At 63.9% G+C, this 20,807-nt stretch carries 16 protein-coding genes and 1 pseudogene; 11 read left to right on the top strand and 6 right to left on the bottom strand.

Annotated elements, in window-relative coordinates; translation table 11 throughout:
- Positions 1 to 14: 14 nt before the first annotated feature.
- Positions 15 to 2,300, bottom strand: a complete 2,286-nt coding sequence (locus EPN59_RS07110; RefSeq protein ID WP_293042921.1) for an NADP-dependent malic enzyme — start codon at positions 2,298 to 2,300, stop codon at positions 15 to 17.
- Positions 2,301 to 2,530: 230 nt separating this feature from the next.
- Here EPN59_RS07110 and EPN59_RS07105 point away from each other — a divergent pair, with 230 nt between their 5' ends.
- Both EPN59_RS07105 and EPN59_RS07100 read left to right on the top strand, forming a co-directional pair.
- Positions 2,531 to 3,448, top strand: a complete 918-nt coding sequence (locus EPN59_RS07105; protein ID WP_293042930.1) for a LysR family transcriptional regulator — start codon at positions 2,531 to 2,533, stop codon at positions 3,446 to 3,448.
- A gap of 224 nt (positions 3,449 to 3,672) precedes the next feature.
- On the top strand, positions 3,673 to 5,451 hold the full coding sequence (locus tag EPN59_RS07100) for a cytochrome c biogenesis protein DipZ (protein WP_293045772.1): 1,779 nt from the start codon (positions 3,673 to 3,675) through the stop codon (positions 5,449 to 5,451).
- Positions 5,452 to 5,484: 33 nt separating this feature from the next.
- Here the strand turns inward: EPN59_RS07100 and EPN59_RS07095 are convergent, their stop codons facing one another.
- The 3 genes from EPN59_RS07095 to EPN59_RS07085 form a co-directional block, all read right to left on the bottom strand.
- Complete coding sequence (locus EPN59_RS07095) at positions 5,485 to 5,976, bottom strand: NAD(P)H-dependent oxidoreductase (protein WP_293041778.1); 492 nt, start codon at positions 5,974 to 5,976, stop codon at positions 5,485 to 5,487.
- Between the two features lie 39 nt (positions 5,977 to 6,015).
- Positions 6,016 to 6,708, bottom strand: a complete 693-nt coding sequence (locus EPN59_RS07090; RefSeq protein ID WP_293041781.1) for an NnrU family protein — start codon at positions 6,706 to 6,708, stop codon at positions 6,016 to 6,018.
- Positions 6,709 to 7,085: 377 nt separating this feature from the next.
- Positions 7,086 to 9,071, bottom strand: a complete 1,986-nt coding sequence (locus EPN59_RS07085) for a sigma-54-dependent Fis family transcriptional regulator (RefSeq protein ID WP_293045769.1) — start codon at positions 9,069 to 9,071, stop codon at positions 7,086 to 7,088.
- Between the two features lie 261 nt (positions 9,072 to 9,332).
- Between EPN59_RS07085 and EPN59_RS07080 the strand changes: the two genes are divergently transcribed.
- From EPN59_RS07080 to EPN59_RS07060, 5 genes are all read left to right on the top strand, one after another.
- Complete coding sequence (locus tag EPN59_RS07080; protein ID WP_293040311.1) at positions 9,333 to 9,707, top strand: hypothetical protein; 375 nt, start codon at positions 9,333 to 9,335, stop codon at positions 9,705 to 9,707.
- 147 nt (positions 9,708 to 9,854) lie between these two features.
- Positions 9,855 to 11,288: an MBL fold metallo-hydrolase gene (locus EPN59_RS07075; RefSeq protein WP_293040308.1), complete on the top strand. Its 1,434-nt coding sequence runs from the start codon at positions 9,855 to 9,857 to the stop codon at positions 11,286 to 11,288.
- An 82-nt stretch (positions 11,289 to 11,370) separates the two neighbouring features.
- A complete protein-coding gene (locus EPN59_RS07070) occupies positions 11,371 to 12,207 on the top strand; it encodes a universal stress protein (RefSeq protein ID WP_293040305.1) in 837 nt (278 codons plus the stop codon).
- 226 nt (positions 12,208 to 12,433) lie between these two features.
- A complete protein-coding gene (locus EPN59_RS07065) occupies positions 12,434 to 12,697 on the top strand; it encodes a c-type cytochrome (protein ID WP_293040317.1) in 264 nt (87 codons plus the stop codon).
- 30 nt (positions 12,698 to 12,727) lie between these two features.
- Entirely contained in the window at positions 12,728 to 13,126 is a 399-nt protein-coding gene (locus tag EPN59_RS07060) for a DUF3564 family protein (protein ID WP_293040302.1), read from the top strand.
- Between the two features lie 85 nt (positions 13,127 to 13,211).
- Here EPN59_RS07060 and EPN59_RS07055 read toward each other — a convergent pair whose 3' ends face one another.
- Entirely contained in the window at positions 13,212 to 13,451 is a 240-nt protein-coding gene (locus EPN59_RS07055; RefSeq protein ID WP_293040299.1) for a hypothetical protein, read from the bottom strand.
- 245 nt (positions 13,452 to 13,696) lie between these two features.
- Here EPN59_RS07055 and EPN59_RS07050 point away from each other — a divergent pair, with 245 nt between their 5' ends.
- The 4 genes from EPN59_RS07050 to katG all read left to right on the top strand — a co-directional run bounded on the left by EPN59_RS07050 (position 13,697) and on the right by katG (position 20,209).
- Positions 13,697 to 14,152 (top strand): hypothetical protein, encoded by a 456-nt coding sequence (locus EPN59_RS07050; RefSeq protein ID WP_293040296.1) that lies wholly within the window; start codon positions 13,697 to 13,699, stop codon positions 14,150 to 14,152.
- A 223-nt stretch (positions 14,153 to 14,375) separates the two neighbouring features.
- Positions 14,376 to 14,579, top strand: a complete 204-nt coding sequence (locus EPN59_RS07045; RefSeq protein WP_293040293.1) for a DUF2892 domain-containing protein — start codon at positions 14,376 to 14,378, stop codon at positions 14,577 to 14,579.
- A gap of 355 nt (positions 14,580 to 14,934) precedes the next feature.
- Positions 14,935 to 17,490 (top strand): EAL domain-containing protein, encoded by a 2,556-nt coding sequence (locus EPN59_RS07040; protein WP_293040290.1) that lies wholly within the window; start codon positions 14,935 to 14,937, stop codon positions 17,488 to 17,490.
- 553 nt (positions 17,491 to 18,043) lie between these two features.
- Entirely contained in the window at positions 18,044 to 20,209 is a 2,166-nt protein-coding gene (katG, locus tag EPN59_RS07035; protein WP_293040287.1) for a catalase/peroxidase HPI, read from the top strand.
- A 284-nt stretch (positions 20,210 to 20,493) separates the two neighbouring features.
- Here the strand turns inward: katG and EPN59_RS07030 are convergent.
- Positions 20,494 to 20,807: pseudogene (locus tag EPN59_RS07030) on the bottom strand (hypothetical protein); the annotation flags it as partial.

Genomic DNA, 20,807 nt, shown 5'->3' with positions numbered 1-20,807 from the left:
CAAGCCACCAACACTCAATCGCGATTCGCCTGCAACACGGTCAGCGCCGCCATGTTCACGATCCGTCGCACCGTCGAGCTGGACGTAAGAATATTCACCGGCGCATTCACGCCCAGCAGAAACGGTCCCACCGCCACATTGCTGCCCGCGCTCGTCTTCAGCAGGTTATAGGCGATATTGCCCGAGTCGACGTTCGGGCACACGAGCAGGTTCGCCGAACCCTTCAGGCGCGAATGCGGCAGGATGCGCTCGCGCAGCGATTCGTCGAGCGCGCAGTCGCCGTGCATTTCGCCGTCGATCTCCAGATCGGGCGCCGCCGCCTGCACGAGCTTGAGCACTTCGCGCATCTTCGCACCCGATGCCGAGCTGCCCGAGCCGAAGTTCGAGCGCGAAAGCAGCGCAACCTTCGGGCAGAAATTCAGCCACGTCATTTGCTTTGCCGCCTCGATCGTGAATTCGGCGATCTGTTGCGCGTTCGGGTTGTCGTTCACATGCGTGTCCACGAGCGCCACCGTGCGCTTGTCGAGCAGCAGGATGTTCATCGCCGCATAGGTGTTCGCGCCGGGCGCTTTCCCGATCACTTCATCGATAAAGCGCAAATGATCGTGATACGCGCCCACCGAGCCGCACACCATGCCGTCGGCATCGCCGAGGTGCACCATCATCGCGCCGATCAGCGTGAGGCGTCGACGCAATTCCACGCGCGCCATTTCCTTCGAAATGCCGTCGCGGCAGCGCAATTCCCAGTAAGTCGTCCAGTACTGATGGAAGCGCTCGTCGTACTCGGGATTCGTCACTTCGATGTCTTCGCCCAGCCGCAGGCGCAGGCCGAACTTCTCGATACGCGCGAGCAGCACTTCCGGGCGGCCGATCAGGATCGGACGCGCGAGCTTTTCATCGACGATCACCTGCGCCGCGCGCAGCACGCGCTCATCTTCGCCCTCGGCGAACACGATGCGCGACTTGCCGCCCTCGCGCACGAACTGTCTGGCCAAGGCGTACACCGGCTTCATGAACGAGCCCGAGTGGTAGACGAACTGCTGGAGTTCGTTCCGGTAGGCCTCGAAATCGTCGATGGTGCGCGTCGCCACGCCGTCTTCCATGGCGGCCTTCGCCACTGCCGGCGCAATGCGCAGAATCAGACGCGAATCGAAGGGCTTCGGGATCAGATAGGTCGGGCCGAAGCGCAGATCGGATGCGCCATACGCCGCCGCCACCGAGTCGTTCAGCTCTTCTTCGGCGAGTTGTGCAATCGCGCGCACCGCCGCGATTTCCATGTTGCGCGTAATGGTCGTTGCGCCCACATCCAGTGCCCCGCGGAAGATGTACGGGAAGCACAGTACGTTGTTCACCTGGTTCGGGAAGTCCGAACGGCCCGTCGCCATGACCACGTCGTCGCGCGCTGCGAGCGCCACTTCCGGGAAAATCTCGGGCGTCGGATTCGCCAGCGCGAGGATCAGCGGCTTCGCCGCCATCTTCTTCACCATTTCCGGCTTGAGCACGCCGCCCGCCGAGAGGCCGAGGAACACGTCGGCGCTCTCGATCACGTCGGAGAGCGTGCGCGCCGAGGTTTCCTGCGCGAAGCGCGCCTTGTCCGGGTCCATCAGCGACGTGCGGCCCTGGTAGACCACGCCTTCGATGTCGGTGACCCAGACGTTCTTGACCGGCAAGCCGAGATCGACCATCAGGTCGAGGCACGCGAGCGCCGCCGCGCCCGCGCCCGAGGTCACGACCTTGACCTCGCGGATATCCTTGCCCACGACCTTCAGGCCGTTGAGGAACGCCGCCGACACCGTGATCGCCGTGCCGTGCTGGTCGTCGTGGAAGACCGGGATCTTCATGCGCTCGCGCAGCTTGCGCTCGACCGTGAAGCAGTCCGGCGCCTTGATGTCTTCGAGGTTGATGCCGCCGAAGGTCGCTTCGAGGCTCGCAATGATCTCGACGAGCTTGTCCGGGTCCGATTCGGTGACTTCGATGTCGAACACGTCGATGCCCGCAAACTTCTTGAACAGGACCGCCTTGCCCTCCATCACCGGCTTTGCCGCGAGCGGGCCGATGTTGCCGAGGCCCAGCACGGCCGTGCCGTTCGTGATGACGCCCACGAGGTTGCCGCGGCTCGTGTACTTGAACGCGTCTTGCGGGTTGGCGGCGATCTCCTCGCAGGCCACCGCGACGCCCGGCGTATAGGCGAGCGCGAGGTCGCGCTGCGTGACGAGCGGCTTGCTCGCCGTGACCGAAATCTTTCCGGGGGTCGGATACTGGTGGTACTCGAGAGCGGCCTGGCGATCGGTCTGGTTCATGGTTCTCACTCGTTTTTGGGTGCCGGGAACGCCCGGCAAGGGTCGAATGACGCGATTTTAGGCAGTCGCCATAAGTTTCAAATTTTGATTTACTATAGCCCCATCACTTTTTTATGATACTTAGCGGCTATCGTGCCCCGGTATCCTGTTTTTTGCCTCGCTTTTGATTCGACCCCGTGACAACTTTCAGTCCCGACGAACTCACCCGGCGCCTGAACACGCGCCTCAAAATGCGCCACCTGGGGCTGCTGCTGCAGATCCGCCAGTACGGCTCGCTGACGCGCGTGGCCGAGCAGGTCGCCACCAGCCAGCCGGCCGTCACCAACGCGCTCGCTGAAATGGAGAGCATGTTCGGCGGCGCGCTCTTCGAGCGTTCGTCGCGCGGCATGACGCCCACCGCGCTCGGCAACGTCGTGCTCGCGCGCGCCGAAGCCATGCTGAACGACCTCGACCATCTCGCCCGCGACATCGAAGCCGTCGTGGCGGGCCATGCCACGCGGCTGCAGATCGGCGTGATTCCGTTCGTCTCCGGGCGCACGCTCGCCTCGGCGATCCAGCGCACGCAGGCGCGCCTGCCGCAGCGGCTCACGATGACGATCCACGAAGGCACGAGCGATGCGCTCATGCTGCTGCTACGCGATCACACGCTCGACATCGTGATTGGACGCGCCTCCTCGTCAGTCGATCTCACGCAACTGCGTTTCGAAGTGCTGTATCAGCAGAATCCGCGGCTCATTGCGAGCCGGCGGCTTGCTGCGCGGCTCGCGCGCACGCGCCTTGGCCTCGACAAGCTGCTCGAACTCGACTGGATACTCGGCGCGCCGCACACGCCCATGCGCGAGCAGATCGCAGACATCTTTCTGCAAGCGGGCGTCGCGCCGCCGGTGCCGATTGTCGAGAGCTACACGTCGCGGCTGATCGGCGAGATGATCGTCGCGAACGAAAACGCGGTGTCGATCGTGCCCGCCGATATCGCCGAGGAACTCGTGCATTTGACGGGCGTGGCGATCGTGCCGTATTCGCTCAGCTGGACGCTGCCGCCCGTCGCGATGTTTGTGCGCGAGGGGATGACGCGCGAAGTGGGCGCGGCGTTCGGGCAGTCGCTGCGCGAGTTGTATCTGCAAGCGGAAACCGCGTGGACGGCATAAGCCATTGCGTTCTGTTCGTCCTGCTGTAACCGCGGCGCGTCTCCAGTCGAACTACCACGTACGAGCGTAGACGCCTGCGAACAGTTGCCTCCTCCCCTGCGCGGCATGCGGGAACCAGGCAGAAACTGAGCGGGAATATTCGGCAGCGCAAGGTGTTCATCCCTTCGAACGCTTGCGGATCGCGACGCCCCCGCACGGCGCTCCCTGCAATGGAGACTCGCACCATGGCTCTTTTCCTGATCGCCTGGCTCGGCGGCGTGCTGACCATCGTCAGCCCGTGCATCCTGCCGGTGTTGCCTTTCGTGTTCGCCCGCACGGGCAAGCCGTTCCTGCAAAGCGGTCTGCCGTTGCTCGCGGGCATGGCGCTGTCGTTCAGCGCAGTCGGCGCGCTCGCTGCGGTTGGCGGCGGCTGGGCTGTCGCGGCGAACCAGTACGCGCGTTTCGCCGCGCTCGCGCTCCTCGCGCTATTCGGCCTCACGCTGCTCGTACCGTCGCTCGCCGGGAGGCTCGCGCGTCCGCTCGTCGCCTTCGGCGCGCGGCTCTCCGAATCTGCCGGACAAGCGCAGCAAACGGGCTCGGGCATCGGTTCGTCGCTGCTGCTGGGCGTGGCAACCGGCCTGCTGTGGGCGCCGTGCGCCGGGCCGATTCTCGGCCTCATCCTGACCGGTGCCGCGCTGCAAGGCGCGAGCGCACGCACCTCGCTGCTGCTGTTCGCCTATGCCGCGGGCGCGGCCACGTCGCTTGCGCTCGCGCTTGCGGTCGGCGGCAAGGTGTTCGCGGCGATGAAGCGCTCGCTCGGCGTGAGCGAATGGGTACGGCGCGCGCTCGGCATTGCGGTGCTCGCGGGCGTGGCCGCGATTGCGCTGCAAGTCGATACCGGTGTTCTCTCGCGCATCTCGCTCGCCAGCACGACGCAAATCGAGCAAGGGCTGCTCGACCGCTTTCACCCCGCACATGCGGGCCCGCAAGAAGGCGCTGCGGCACTCGCAGCGCGCAGTGCGTCCCCGCTCGCGGTAAAAGAATCGGACAACGCGGCACTGCCCGTGGAAGGCACGCTGCCGCCGCTCGACGGCGCGGTGCAATGGCTCAATTCACCGCCGCTCACAGCCGCGGATCTGCGCGGCAAGGTCGTGCTCGTCGATTTCTGGACCTACTCGTGCATCAACTGCCTGCGCACGCTGCCGTATGTGAAGGCGTGGGCCGACAAATACCGCGCGTCGGGACTCGTCGTAATCGGTGTGCACGCACCGGAGTTCGCGTTCGAAAAGGACATCGGCAACGTGCGCCGCGCCGTCGCCGATCTGAAGATCGACTATCCGGTCGCCATCGACAACAACTACGCGATCTGGCGTGCGTTCAACAACGATTACTGGCCCGCGCACTACTTCATCGACGCGCAAGGCCAGATTCGCCATCATCATTTCGGCGAGGGGAATTACGCGGAATCCGAACAGGTTATCCGCGCGCTGCTGACCGAAGCGGGCGCGAAGAATCTGCCGGGCGGATTCGTCGCCAATACGGGCACGGGCGTTGAAGCGCCGCCCGCGATGAGCGAAATACAGTCGCCTGAAACTTATCTCGGCTACGAGCGTGCGCGTGGTTTCGCTTCGCCCGGCAATCCTGTCGCCGATCTGCCGCACCGTTACGCCGCCGGGCAACTCGACCTGAACCAGTGGGCGCTCGTGGGAACGTGGACGCTCGGCGCCGAACACACCGACCTCGATCGCGCGGGCGGCGGCATCGTGTTCCGGTTTCGCGCGCGCGATCTGCATCTGGTGCTCGGCCCGTCGGCCAGCGGCGAGCCGGTGCGTTTTCGCGTGAGCATCGACGGCGCGCCGCCCGGTGCGAACCACGGCGCCGACGTCGATGCCGGCGGCAATGGCGTCGTCAAGGAACAGCGGCTGTATCAGTTGATCCGGCAGCGCGGCACAGTCGTCGACCGTACCTTCGAGATCCGGTTTCTCGACCCCGGCGTGCGCGCGTATTCGTTCACGTTCGGCTAAAGCGCGCGTTCGTCCGAGCGTCGGGAGAATGCGTCAAAACACGCCGAGCGCGAGACCCGCCGCAAGGCCCGCGCCGAGTTCGGCGCACTGCGCGAGATCGTCGGCGACGAGAATCTTGGGCGCGAGAATGCGCTCCGGCGTTTGAGCATGCGTGCACACGATCAGCCCTTGCGCCACGCTCCTGAGCCGCCAGCCGGTCGCGATGCGATCGATCTGGCGCAAGGCGTTCTGGCCGTCGCTGCCCGCGCAGATCATGGCCGCATACGGGCGGCCATTCACGCGGTCGAGCACCGCGTAATAGGTGCGATCGAAGAAGTCCTTCATGATCCCCGACATCACCGCGAGATTCTCCGGCGTCGCGAACAGATAGCCGTCCGCGGCGAGCACGTCGTCGGCGCGCGTCGCGTCCGCGCGTTGCAGCCTGACCTCGACGCCCGGCTGCTCGCGCGCTGCCCGGGCGGCAGCCTCGGCCATCTGCTGCGTTCCCCCGGTCATCGTGTGGTAGACGATTAATAGCGTTTTCATGCGTGTTTTTCTACGGTCCCGGTGATGCCGGGGTGATCACTACAGCCAGCGCCAGATGCCTGCGGCCCAGCCGGTAAGCGGGATATGCGCCCAGGTCGCAACAAGCCAGACAACGAGGCCGCCAGCGAGCGAATGCATGCCGAACCCGCCCAGCCGCGCGCGACCGGCGAGGATCGCCGCGAACGGCCAATAGCTCGTTTTCGATTCCCATACAGGCCAGAGTTCGGGCTGAAGCTGTTCCTTCTTGCGGTCCTGCAACGCCGAGCCAACGAGCGCGAGGATCACGATAGCCGATCCGAGCACGACGCTCTTAGCCACCGGATACACGGCGATATGGCAAAGCCCCCAGAGTGCCAACGCCCACATCATGGGATGACGCGTCACCGCGAATACGCCGCGCGCCGCTTCGGGGAACGGAGCGGGCCGCCCGCCAGTGGGCAGCGCCGGATTGCGGATCAGCGAGCCCATCAGGAGAATCGACGCGATCAACATGACAACGCTCGCAATCGCCCACAGAACGTCCCCGACCGGCCATAGCAGCGCGGTAACCGGAGCCCGCCTGAAGGCGTACACGAGCCAGCCGAACGTCAGGAACGCCACCAGCGAATAGATGCCCTGGAAACCCCGTTCGCCGATCGCGCCCGCCAACGGCTTGCGCAACGGGTGGGACAAGATGAAATGGGTACCCACGAACGCGACTGCCGCCGCCGTCACTGAAGTCATGCTTCCCATTGGCCTGCCTCCTTGCGTCGTTGCGTAGTTGTGTCTGTCGTGCGCCCGCCCGTGTGCGTGAAGATGCATGAAGCTACGTGAGCGCAGCGGGTGAACGCGTCGGCATAGAGGATACGCCGGAATGAGAACGTCTTCTTTGCAACGTCCCGCAGCAGGACGCGTGCGGTGCATGCGCGCACGCAAACAACGCGCGACGGCGCGTCAGGCGGATCGACACTGCGGAAGGAGGATACGGATGTTGCGGGATGCAACATCCGTGTGATGGCCGGCGGGATTGGGAGCGGCGAAGCCGCTACGCCGGAAAACGGAGAAACGCGCGGAGAAACGCGCAGACAAACACACGAAAAAGCGCGCAAAAAAGCGTACGAAAAAGCGCGTCAGGCGTCGTCCGGCGTCTGGTTTTGCGTCACGGTGGACATCTTGCGATAGATCGTGTTGCGCGATACCCCGAGCGAGCGCGCTACAGCTGACACATTGCCGCCGTGGCGCGCAAGTGCAGCGGCGATCACCGACGCGGCGACATCCTGCAGGCGTTCACCCTGCGCAATCAGCGTATCGGCGGCACGCGGCGCTGGTGCAGCGGGTTCCTGCGCACCGTTGCTGGACAGGTCCTCGAAGAAGTCTTCGGGCAGATGCTCGCGGCGGATCTCCCCATCGTCGTCGACCATGGCCGCCGCCGTGCGCAGCAGGTTGCCGAGCTGCCGGAAGTTGCCCGGCCACGTGCAGCGCGCGAACAGCGCCATCACATCGGGCGCGACGCTGAGCGGCTGTGCGCCCGCGCACGTCGCCGATTCGCGCTGGAGCATCTTCTGGATCACGATCGAGAGATCCGTGCGCTCGCGCAGCGGCGGCAAACGAACCACGAGGCCGTTGAGCCGGTAATAAAGATCGTCGCGGAAACGGTGCTGCGCAATCAGTTCGCGCAGATCGCGGTGCGTCGCACAGATGATCGCGATATCGACGGCGATGGTCCGCGTCGAACCAAGCGGATTGACGAGCCGCTCCTGCAACACGCGCAAAAGGCGCACCTGCAACGGGTACGGCATATCGCCGATCTCGTCGAGAAACAGCGTGCCGCCGTTGGCCTGCAATACTTTGCCGACTGCCCCCTTGCGCCGCGCGCCCGTGAACGCGCCCTCTTCGTAGCCGAACAGTTCGGATTCGATCAGCGACTCCGGAATCGACGCGCAGTTGACCGCGACGAACGGCCCATCGCGGCGCGGCGAATCGTTGTGGATCGCGTTGGCCAGCAGTTCCTTGCCGGTGCCGGTTTCGCCGGTGATCAGAATCGGGATGTCCTTGCCGCTCACCTTGCGGACCTTCGCGATGACCGAGGCCACCTGCGCGTCGCCGGTGTCGAGGTACGCGAGCCGCGACAGACCCGCAGCCGACTGCGCGACGACGGCGCGCGCGACGGGCTCCGCGCTGACGTGGGTGTCGGCGAGGCGCTGCGCCCCCCCGAGCGGCGCGCGTCTGAACTGCACGCGTGCGCGCACGACGGCGCCGTTGCTCAGGTTCAGCGTGATGTGCGGCTCGTGGCTCCCGCGCGCACGGTCGATCAATTGCGTGCTCGTAAGCTGGAACAGCGACGACAACGTATGAGCCCGCAACGCCGCCAGCGGCATGCCGAGCTGGAATTGTGCGCTGCGGTTCGCGGACAGGAAGCGGCCATCGTTCGTGAACGCAACGATGCCTTCCATCAACGTCCCGAGGAACTCGGCGCGGCCATGAAACGACACCTGCAACGTCTCCTGAAAGGTCGTCGTAAACAGATGATTCTCGATCATCTGCACGGACATCTTCGCGAGCGCCATGGTGTGCGGGTGATAGCTGCGGTGGTCGCCTGTCACGTCGAGCACGCCGACCACGTTGCCATAGGGATCGAAGATCGGCACGCTCGAACAGGTCAGGAAACGGTTCGCGGCGAGATAGTGCTCCTTGCCGTGGACCACCATCGCGCAGCCTTCGGCGAGCGCCGTGCCGATCGCATTCGTACCCTGCCGATCCTCGGCCCAGTTCGCGCCTGCACGCAGCGCGACTTTCTCCGCGCGCTCCAGAAAATCGTCGTCGCCGATCGAATGGAGAATCAGGCCCTCGGCGTTCGTCAGCACGATCATGCTCTGCGTGTTGATGATCTGCTCGTGCAGCGTCTCCATCACGGGCATCGCATGCGCGCACAACACGCGGTTCTGCTCGCGCTTGAGCGCCAGTCCCGTATTCGAGAGAACGTCGTAGTCGGGGCGCGCCGATGCGCACAACCCGAATGCCTCCGAACGTTCGTGCGCCTTCTGGATCGATAGCGCGGGCCAGCCAGCAGGCCGCACAGCCGCGTGCCCGTCGACTGGTTGAATGGCTTCGAGCATGATTTCCTCCAGATGGCCCAGCACCTTGCCGGATTCTTGCCGGATTCTTTCCGGACTTTTGCCGGATTTTTACCGGATAATTGGCGTCGACAAACGCAAGCGCCAGATCCGTGAATCGGCATGGAACGCGCGCGGGGCAAGACATTAGCCAGCAGCACACGCGGTACATAAACGTGTATACGCCTTGTGTCTTTTACAGGAATCGGCGTCGATCAGCTATTCGGACTCACCCCGAGTCTTCGGTCGTTCCGCGTCCGCACGATGATCGAAACGCGCACGAATTCCGCGGCGCAAGGCTTGCATAGCCGGTTCCATACAAGCACATTACGCACGACACGCTGCATTGCACAAAAAGCACGACCATTAAAAATCGACTTGTCTGGATCGCCGCAGAAACGCATTCACCGCAATACTCCCTCCGATGCCCACGCGCTGTTGCACATGGACGCTATTTTCGCCCTGTTCTGCGCGCGCTGCATCGATAACCCCATCTGCGAAAAGGAGCATGTGAAAGCGCTTGAAAAAGCGCTTGAAAATAGCAACGATTTGATTATGGATTTTCTGCGTTGCGCCATTGCATTTGATTCGGACTCCCGTTTTTTAAACGGCAAACAGAGCAGGCGCACCTCGCAATAAAAGCGCGACGCGCATACGCAATGCGCGGCAACGGGCGCGGCCCGATGTAGCACCTCGCTCAAGACATGATCCGCGTCAAAGAGCCGGCGCCCATACATGCTCCAATCGAATCATGGCGCTGCTGCGGCGCGTGACTGGGAGTCGACGATGAAACTCACGTTTCTGGGCGCGGCGGAAACCGTAACGGGTTCACGCTATCTGCTGGACGCCGCCGGCAAGCGCGTGCTGATCGACTGCGGCCTGTTCCAGGGCACGAAGAACCTGCGTCAGCGCAACTGGGCGCCCCTGCCCGTGCCCGCCAGCTCGATCGATGCCATCATCCTGACCCACGCGCACATCGACCACTGCGGCTACCTGCCCGTGCTCGCGCGCGATGGTTTTCGCGGCCCGGTCTACTGCACGCCCGGCACGGCGGATCTCTGCGAGGTCATGTTGCACGACAGCGCACGGCTGCAGGAGGAAGAAGCCGCGTTCGCCAACCGTCACGGCTACTCGAAACACCATCCGGCCCTGCCGCTTTACACGGTCGAAGACGCCGAGCGCGCACTTCGCCTCATCCGCCCGCACGAGTTCGATACGCCCGCCGCGCTCAACGCCAGGCTCGGCTTCAGGCTGCTGCCCGCAGGCCATATTCTCGGCGCCGCCAGCATCGTGCTGTCCAGCAACCACACGCTGCTGGCGTTCTCCGGCGATCTCGGCCGCCCCAACGATCCGCTGATGCGCGCGCCCCTGCCGCCCGCGCATGCCGACTATCTCGTGGTCGAATCGACCTACGGCGACCGGCTGCACGCCGCGAGCGATCCCGAGGACGAACTCGCGCAGATGTTCGCGCGCACCTTCGCGCGCGGCGGCATCGTCGTGATGCCTTGCTTCGCCGTGGGTCGCGCCCAGGAAATCCTGTATTACATCGCGCGCCTCAAGGAAACCGGACGCATGGCGAGCGTGCCGGTCTATCTCGACAGCCCAATGGCGATCAGCGTAACCGGCCTGTACCGCCGCCACATGCGCGAGCACCGTCTCACGCTGTCGCAGTTGCACGCCATCGACCATGCGATGTTCACCGCGCGCACCGTCGAGGAATCGAAGGCGATTGCCGGGCGGCGCGGGCCGATGGTGATCATCGCGGGCAGCGGCATGGCGACCGGCGGCCGCGTGCTCCACCACCTCGCGCTCTACGCACCCGATCCGCGCAACACGATCGCGCTCGTCGGCTATCAGGCCGCCGGCACGCGCGGCGCGGCGCTCGCAGCGCACGCGCCCGCCATCAAGCTGCACGGCGAATACGTGCGCGTGCGCGCCGAAGTCGCCGCGATCTCGTCGCTGTCCGCCCACTCGGATTACGGCGAAACGCTGGACTGGCTCGGCGGCCTGACCTGCCCGCCGCTGCGCACCTTCGTCACGCACGGCGAACCCGCGGCGGCGGACGCGCTGCGGCGGCGCATCACCGAAACACTGGGCTGGCGCTGCGAGGTGCCGGGCTACCTGGAATCGGTAGACTTGCCTGAACCCGCGCCGCGCGAGCAACCCTGCGCCGCCCGCGAAGCCGCACTGCCCGCACAACCCGGATCTGCATCGGCATGAAGCGCGCACCTTTGCAGACCCGCATCACCGTAACCGCTTGCCCCCTTCGTGCACTTCGTGCGCGACCAAAGGAGTTGCCGCGATGACCTACAAAACCCTGCTGGTTCACCTCGATACGAGCAATCGCGTTCAGGCGCGGCTCGATATCGCCCTGCGCCTCGCACGCCGGTTCGATGCGCACCTCACCGGACTGTTCGCGACCTTCATGCCGGACCCGCGGGGGTTCCGTGCCATGGCCGGGTCGGCCGGCTGGTACGAAACGCAGCGCAAGCTCCACGAAGAGCAGCGCGGCGCGACCGAGCGGATCTTTCGCGCGGAGTTGCAGCGCGCCGGGGTGAAAGGCGAATGGATCGCGGTGTCGCAGTCCGCCGAGCCATCGGTCGTCGCGCACTGTCGTTACGCCGATCTCGTCATCCTCGGGCAGGACGACCCGGACGACCCGCAAACCTACATCGCCGACCGTTTTTTCGAGTCCGTCGTGACGGCGTCGGGCCGGCCGGTGCTCATGCTGCCGTATGCGGGGCACCACGAAACGGTGGGCTCGCGCGTGCTCGTGGCATGGAACGGCAGCCGCGAGTCGGCACGCGCGCTTTTCGATGCCATGCCGCTTCTTGCAGGCGCGCAACGGGTCACCGTCGTGCGCATCAACACGCCGGGCTCGGGCGCCCCGGTGCGCGCACCGGGCACGGATGTCACCGCGACGCTCGCACGGCACGGCGTGAACGCCAGCTACGCCGAACTTCGCAACGACATCGACGAGACCAGCGGCGACACGCTCCTCTCCTTCGCCGCCGGGGAAGGCTACGATCTCATCGTGATGGGCGCGTATGGCCATGCGCGCTGGAAAGAGCGGGTGCTCGGCGGCGTGACCCGCACGATAGTCGAATCAGCGACGGTGCCGGTGCTGATGTCGCATTGAACGCCTGGACACGCGCTGCGGCTCGGCTGCTGCGTGTGCAACGTCGATTTCCGGACCATAAACGGAAGACCCACGGAACACCCACGGAGAACCCACGATGCGCCGCCCGTTTCCCGATCTCGACCGGCCCGTTGCCCGCGCAGAGACGCGGCACGCACGTCGCAGGTGGCCGCTCGCCGCCACAGCATTCGCCGCCGCCCTTGGCTGCACGCACGTTTTCGCGCAATTGCCCGAACCGACGCAGCTCGTCAACGCGCAACACTGCATGTTCTGCCATACCATGGATGCAGCTTTTCTCGCGCCGTCGTTCCGTCAAATTGCCGAACGCTACCGCAAGACACCCGACGCAAGCGCGATGCTCGAACAGAAGCTGCTGATCGGCGGTCGTGCGCACTGGGGCGACACGCCGATGCCGCCGCCCGAACAGCGAGGCGGCCCGATTTCCCGCGACGATGCCCGCACGCTCGTACAGTGGGTATTGAGCCAATAAACCGACGATTTCCATTTTCGGAGTGCCATCATGCGCATCACCGCTCATCTGGACCGCTACGATCGCCACAACCCCGACGCCTGCGCCATCGTCTGGCTCGACACGCAATCGGGCAAGTGGTCCCGCGAAGGTCATGTCGGCGCCGGCGTGCCACCCTGGGGACATGCCGGGCACGCATCGGACGGCACCTGCCTGCTGGCGGGCAGCGACGAAGCGCCGCTATGTGTGCTGGAAGGACTCGATCTTGCTGCTCCGGGCGGTCCGTTCGAAGGCGAAACCGGCGCAATTCGCTGGCTTAAGCACGACCGGCACGACCGGCACGACCGTGCCGACCGTGCTGAGCGGGAGGAAGGCAGATGGCATGTGCAGTGTGTGGACCCGACGGAGTGCGTGGCCGCAGACAGCCTGTTCGCCGACGAAGGTATGTGAATCGGCACAAGCGAACGTCACACGCGAGCGTCACGTGCAGGCGGGCTGCGCAGGGCATCGCTCGCACATGGGCTCGCACATGCGGTCACACATGAAACGCGTGACGGGATTTCAGTTCGATCCACAGCATGCCTTCGCGCAACCCGTCCAGCACGGCATCGGTTTCGTTTTCAAACGTGCTGTGATGGGTGAACGTGTGAGTGAACTGTGCCTGGGGCCCTGTGTGCTCGACGTGAATCAGGCAACCGTACCCGCCCTCCGGCGATGGCACGCTTTCCGCAGTCACGCTCCACGTACCCGCGTCGATGTTTCCGTTGAGAGTCATGACTCACGCTCCATAGCAGGCAGTTCGCCCTGATCGTGCGGTGAACCCGCGGCCGTTCGCGAGCACGCTGTCGATTTGAGCATAGACCCGGCTGGTCGTGCGCGGTTGATGTGCATCAATCGGGCTTTCCCGGTTCGCTCCGAACCGGCTGCCGGGCCGATTCGGGCAGGCAGCGCGCAACGCGTGGAGTGACGGCTAGCGTGCGGCAGCGAGTCGGTGTCTTCTCGACTCAAGGAGCCAACGTCATGGCCATGCGTATCGATCTGAGCGGCGTGAAGCAGCGCTACCGCCTCTGCTTCGTGCGCGACACATGGGCGTTCTTCACCCGGCTCGACCTCGATCGGCAGTGGGGCGACGGCTGGGAGCGCGCACCCTACGAGCAATACGCCGGGGAACCGTACGCGGGGGAACCTGATCAGATCCTGAAACTCGCATTCGACGGTCCGCTGCTGCGTCCCGAAAGCGGCGCGCACGGCGCAGCGTACAGCGTGGAAACGATCAACGACGGCCACGTTCCGTGGCTGCGCACAGAAAACTACCTGGTGCCGAAGCCGCTCTTCATCATGGGCGGATCGACGATCGAGAAGTTCGTCGAATGCGTCGAACTGGTGGGCGGCACGGTCTACGCGCCGCTCGGCTGGGGCGATCGCGTTCGTCCCCAGGCCCCGCCAACTCCGGCAGTGCCGGACCACACGCCTTAACGCCGCCCGCTGAACGGCTCACGTTGGAAAACTGCGACGCTCAGCGCCTCGTAAGACGCACGCCAGTGACGTCAATTCACATTACCTTACGCTGCATCAGCATCCGGTCTCGCGCGCCAGGCGAGACTAGACGGGTAACGCCCGCTTCGAAGGCCGAATGCACGCGCTCGCCGGTCCATCCCGCCTTCGGTATGAAACCCGTCCTTCTGGCAAGGAGACTGTTGTGCAAGCAAATATCGGAACCGTCGACCGGATTCTCCGGATCGTGATTGGGCTGGCCCTGATTGGCCTCGCCGCAACAGGACGCATCGGCGTCTGGGGATGGATTGGCATCGTGCCGCTCGTCACAGGTCTCGTGCGCGTGTGCCCGGCCTACCGCCTCCTTGGACTGAGAACGTGTCCGCTGTCCAAATCCGATTCGAAGTGAGACCGCTTTAAAGCGCACCCCGCTTTAAAGCCCGCCGCTTTAAATCCTGCCTGGCCAGCCCCACTCGCCGCGACGTGCGCAGGCCGTCTGCGCACGTCGAAACAACCTGATGCGCGGCCATTGCCGCGTGGCGGCACGGCGCAATCATCGGGTCGAGCCACGCTGCCCTTCCTTTGTCATCCGACGCATAGCCGGATCGACCCGCAACATCTCCAGATCGCCTGCGACAACTTGACACTCAAGTTTCGGGACGCACCCGCCGTTGAGGCGCGATGGGTCTAATCAGCGACGGGCGATGTTGGATAAGGCTCGCCGGTATCAATCGCCTGGTCAATCGCCTGGGGTCCGCAAGAAAATGTATACGAGCAGCTACCACGTTCCCATTTCGAGCCTGATCGCACGTCCGTTACTCACCTGCCCACCCGACACATCGGTGCGTGAAGCCGTGCGCCGCATCCTGGCCGAAGGCTGCAGCTCGATCGTGGTGATGGAAGGCGCCAGCGCTCTCGGCATCTGGACCGAACAGGACGCACTATCGGCGGGCGAGGATGCGAACACGGCCGATCTCCCGATCGGCACGGTCATGAGCGCCCCGCTGCTCACGCTCGATGCCGACACGCCGCTCGGCGAAGCGGCGGTCCGCTTCAAGCAGTCGGGCATCCGCCACTTCGGCGTCGTGAAAGACGGCGCGTGCATCGGCGTGATCACGCAAACCGACGTCATCGTCAATCAGGGGGCGGAGTTTTTCCTGCGCCTGAAGTCGCTCGAATCGATTCAGTTGCGCGCGCCCGTTGTCGTGACGGAGCAGTATCCCCTGCACGACGCCGTAGCAACGATGCGCAGGAACAGGCTCGATGCGGTCGTCGTGGCCTATGCAGACGGCGAGCACGGCATCCTGACCGAGCGCGACGTCGTGCGGCTGATCGCCAACGAAACGCTCACGGGTGTGGTCGGCGATCATGCGAGCCGCCCGCTGCGGGCGCTGGCGGCCACGCAGAGCCTCTATGCCGCGCAGCGCTTCATGTTGCAGCAGCATATCCGCCATCTCGGCGTGCGCGACCCCGAAGGCCGTCTCACAGCCGTGCTGAGCTTTGCGGACATCATGCAGAACATCGAAGAGGAGTATCTGAGCGAGCTGCAAAGCGCGCTGATCGAGCGCGACGAAGCGCTCGAACGTGCGCGCTTCAGTCTGCGCATGGCCGATCTCGTGTTCGACTCCGCGCTCGAAGGCATCATGGTCACCGATCGCCACGGCAAGATCGAGCGCGTGAATCAGGCCTTTACGCGTCTGACCGGCTACTCGGACGAAGAGGTTTTCGGGCGCAGCCCGCGCCTTTTGAACTCGGGCCACCAGGACGCGTCGTTCTACAAGAACATGTGGCACTCGCTCGTCACCAACGGACACTGGCAAGGCGAAATCTGGAACCGCCGCAAGAGCGGCGAACTGTACCTCGAATACCTCACGATCACGAGCATTCACGATACCGACGGCAACATCTCGCACTACGCGGGCATATTCTCGGACATCACGCAGCGGCGCCAGAACGAAGAGCGGCTGCGCTACCTCGCCACCCACGACGTACTGACTGGTCTGCCGAATCGCGCGCTGTTCGAGGAGCGGCTCGAACGCGCGATCATCCATGCGAGCCACAGCAAACGCCAGGTCGCGGTAATGTATCTCGATCTGGACCGGTTCAAGCTCGTGAACGATACGCTCGGCCATCATGCCGGCGACGAAGTGTTGAAGACGGTGGCCGCGCGGCTCGCTGAGGGCGTGCGCGACAGCGATACCGTTGCGCGGCTAGGCGGCGACGAATTCGCATTCGTGCTGGAAGAATTCAACGACGTGCGGGACGTGGGCCGTATTGCGAAGTCGCTGCTCAATTCGGTCGGGCAGGCCATCGATCTCAACGGGCACGATATCTTCACGACGCCGAGCATCGGCATCAGCATCTATCCCGACGACGGCACCGAAGCCGAGCAACTGATGATGCTCGCCGATCAGGCGATGTACGGCGCGAAGAACCAGGGCTGCAATGCGTTCCAGTTCTTCGAGAGCAAGATGACGTCGTCGGCAATCGCGCAGCTCGATATGGTCGGCGAACTGCACCGCGCACTCGAACAAAACGAATATTGCCTCTTCTACCAGCCGCAATACGATCTTTCGAGCGGACGCGTTGTCGGCGTCGAAGCCCTGCTGCGCTGGCGTCACCCGCATCGCGGGCTGCTTTTGCCCGACAAGTTCATCTCGATCGTCGAGCAGTCCGCACTGATCGTGCCGCTCGGCCGCTGGGTCCTTCAGGAAGCCTGCAGACAGGCGCGCAACTGGCTCGACGCGGGCCTCGAATTCGGCCGCATCGCGGTCAACCTGTCGGCCCGGCAGTGCCACACCGATAGCTTCCTGACCGACCTCACGCGCATACTCAGCGAAACCGCATTGCCGCCCGAACGCCTGCAACTCGAACTGCTCGAAAGCACGACGATGAACACGCGCGAGGAGATCGGCGTCTTGCTGCGCGAACTGGAGACCCGCAACGTGAGCATCGCCATCGACGACTTCGGCACGGGCTACTCGTCGCTCGCGTATCTCAAGGATCTGCCGGTCGATACGCTGAAGATCGACCGCTCGTTCCTGAGCGGCTGCGACGCGCACAGTGCGGATCGCGCCATCATTCGCGCGATTGTGGCGATGGGACGCGCGCTCGACCTGGACGTCGTGATGGAGGGCGTGGAAACGCAGGAACAACTCGCGTTCCTGCAGGATGCAGGGTGCCATCAGGGGCAAGGCTTTTTGTTGGCGCGGCCCGCGCCCGCGGAACGCGTCAACGAGCTTTTGTCCTGGCAGCGCAGTGCTTTTCCCATGCCGCCGGGCTGCCATCACGCGAGTAAAACGGTGCTTGCGGGGATTTGAGGGTGGCCGAAACGCTAGTCCGGCCCTCACACGTCCTTCAGTACGAGTTCGACCTGAGCTAACCTGCTCAGGTCCGCACTCACGCGCAGCGAACTGGTTACGACGATTCGTTGATCGTCACATTCGCTGCTCCCCGGCGCCTTCGCCGCGGATATTCCTTTAAACAATTTCACGACCGCGTTCAGCATCGAACCATCGACGCGTCGCGTTGAATCGTTTTCACATTCACTCCCTTCGCATACATCGACAGGCTCAGGATATAAGCCTGCACAGGTGGCGTCCTCAATACTCAGAATTCCTATACGATTCACTCGCGGGCATCGGGCAGATTCACAGGCGACAGATCATCCGTTCCAGGCCATGAACGACACGCCGATGCCGACACGCTGTCAACGGTCCGACACATCACCAACCTGTTCACGATGCTTTTCAAATCGCCTTCATAAAGAAATTCAATTGTTCGTGCCAGATGCGTTCCGGCATGATCGGCTATCCCCCCGCAGGCTGCGTAAGCTGTGGATTTCACGATGTCTATCAACCAAGCGAGAGCGACATGTCATCCGAAGCCAAGTGCCCATTTACCAGCCATGCCGCCGCCCAGGCCATCGGCGGCGGCGCAACCAGCAAAGACTGGTGGCCGAACCAACTCCGCGTCGATCTTCTCAATCAGCATTCTGAAAAATCAGATCCGCTCGGCAAAAAATTCAACTATCGCGAGGAATTCAAAAAGCTCGATTACGAAGCTCTCAAGGCCGACCTGCGCAAGCTCATGACCGACTCGCAGGACTGGTGGCCGGCCGACTTCGGCCACTACGGCCCGCAGTTCATTCGCATGGCATGGCACGGCGCCGGCACCTATCGCAGCGGTGACGGTCGTGGCGGCGCCGGACGCGGCCAGCAGCGCTTCGCACCTGTGAACTCGTGGCCCGACAACGTCAACATCGACAAGTCGCGCCGGCTGCTGTGGCCGATCAAACAGAAATACGGCCAGAAGATCTCGTGGGCCGATCTGTTCATTCTGACCGGCAATGTGGCGCTCGAAACCATGGGCTTTCGCACCTTTGGTTTTGCGGGCGGCCGCGAAGATACCTGGGAACCGGATAACGACGTCTACTGGGGCGCAGAGAAGGAGTGGCTTGCCACCAGCGATAAGCCGGACAGCCGCTACTCGGGTGAACGCAATCTCGACAATCCGCTCGCCGCCGTGCAGATGGGCCTGATTTACGTGAACCCGGAAGGCCCGGACGGCAACCCCGATCCCGTTGCGGCCGCACACGACATTCGCGAGACCTTCGCCCGCATGGCGATGAACGACGAGGAAACGGTCGCGCTAATCGCAGGCGGCCATACGTTCGGCAAAACCCACGGCGCGGGCCCGGCGAGCAGTCTAGGGCCCGATGTCGAAGCCTCGCCGCTCGAACAGCAGGGTCTCGGCTGGGCAAGCAGCTACAAGTCCGGTAAAGGTGCGGACGCAATCACCTCGGGTCTCGAAGTAACGTGGACGCAAACGCCGGCCCAATGGAGCAACTTCTTCTTCGAAAACCTCTTCAACTACGAATGGGTTCAGGAAAAGAGCCCGGCTGGTGCGATCCAGTGGGTTGCAAAGGATGCGGAAGATGTGATTCCGGGCCCGGCAGCCGGTTCGCCAAAGCGCAAGCCGACCATGCTCACGATCGACCTCTCAATGCGCTTCGATCCGGCCTACGAGAAAATCTCGCGCCGCTTCCTCGACAATCCGCAAGCCTTCGCCGATGCATTCGCACTCGCGTGGTACAAGCTCACGCATCGCGACATGGGCCCGAAGGCGCGCTACCTCGGCCCGGAAGTGCCGAAGCAGGACCTGCTCTGGCAAGATCCGATTCCGGCTGCAACATTCAAGCCGAGCGAGGCCGACATCGAAGCACTCAAGACCACGATCGCCGCATCGGGCCTGTCGGCTTCGGAACTCGTTGCGCTCGCATGGGCTTCGGCCTCGACGTTCCGCGGTTCGGACAAGCGTGGCGGCGCCAACGGCGCACGCATTCGCCTCGCACCGCAGAAGGACTGGGAAATCAACAAGCCGGTTGCGGGCACGCTGGCCACGCTGGAGAAAATCCAGAAGGCTTCCGGCAAGGCATCGCTCGCCGACGTGATCGTGCTGGCCGGCAACGTCGGTATCGAAATGGCCGCGAAAGCCGCAGGCGTCAACGTCAAGGTGCCGTTCGCACCGGGCCGCGTCGATGCCTCGGCTGAGCAGACCGATCCCACGACTTTCGCGGTGCTCGAGCCGCTTGCCGACGGTTTCCGCAACTTCGTGAAGAGCAAGCCTGCTGTTCGCGACGAGGCGCTTCTGATCGACAAGGCCAAGCTGCTGATGCTGACCGCGCCCGAAATGACCGCGCTGATTGGCGGCCTGCGTGCGATCAACATCAACGCCGACGGCAGCCAGCACGGCGTATTCACGGCCACGCCTGGCGCACTGACCAATGACTACTTCGTCAACCTGCTCGACATGGGCACCGAATGGAAGCTGGCAGGCGACATCTACGAGGGTCGCGACCGGAAGACGGGCAAGGTCAAGTGGACCGGCACGCGGGTCGACATCGTGTTCGGCTCGAACACGATCCTGCGCGCACTCGCCGAAGTCTATGGCAGCGCCGACGGCCGCGAGCGCCTCGTGAACGACTTTGTCGCCGCCTGGGTGAAGGTCATGAACCTCGACCGCTTCGATCTCGCCTGATCGCCTGAACGCAAAGAGCCATCTGCTGGAAGCAGTAGCCAGTAGCTGGCCTCTGCAAGAACGAAAAGCCGCGCGGCTTCGTGCCGTGCGGCTTTTTTTATCGTCTTGTCTGCCCGATAAGCGTGCTGCAAACGCTGATCGAGATTATGCGAGCCTGAATCGATCGATATTCGACCGAAGGTCGTCGGCCTGCGATTTCCGCGACATCGCAGCAGCGGCAGCCTGTTCGACGAGCGACGCGGCTTGTTCTTCCGTCCGTTGCGACGACACGAGCCGCTAAATCACTAGCCCATCAGCACATTCACGGCGTCTTCAAGCGCCTGGGCCTGCTGATTGAGCGCGGCGGACGCGGCCGTGGATTCGTCGACGAGCGCCGCGTTCATCTGCGTGATCTGGGCAAGCTGCTCCACCGCAATCTGCGACTCGCCGATCTCCACGCTTTGACCGCTGCTTGCGTGGGCAATATCTGAAATGGTCCGCGTGAGGCCTGCAATGGATTGCTCGACCTTGCCCATGTCGCCACCGGCGCTGGCCGCCGCCTGGGCACTTGCCGTCATCAGTTCGAGCGAGTTGTCGATCAGCGATTTGATTTCGCGCG

This window comes from Paraburkholderia sp. (assembly GCF_004298475.1).
Lineage (GTDB): Bacteria > Pseudomonadota > Gammaproteobacteria > Burkholderiales > Burkholderiaceae > Paraburkholderia > Paraburkholderia denitrificans.
Note: the sequence above shows the minus strand (reverse complement) of the source record. Positions and strands in the feature narration are given on the sequence as shown.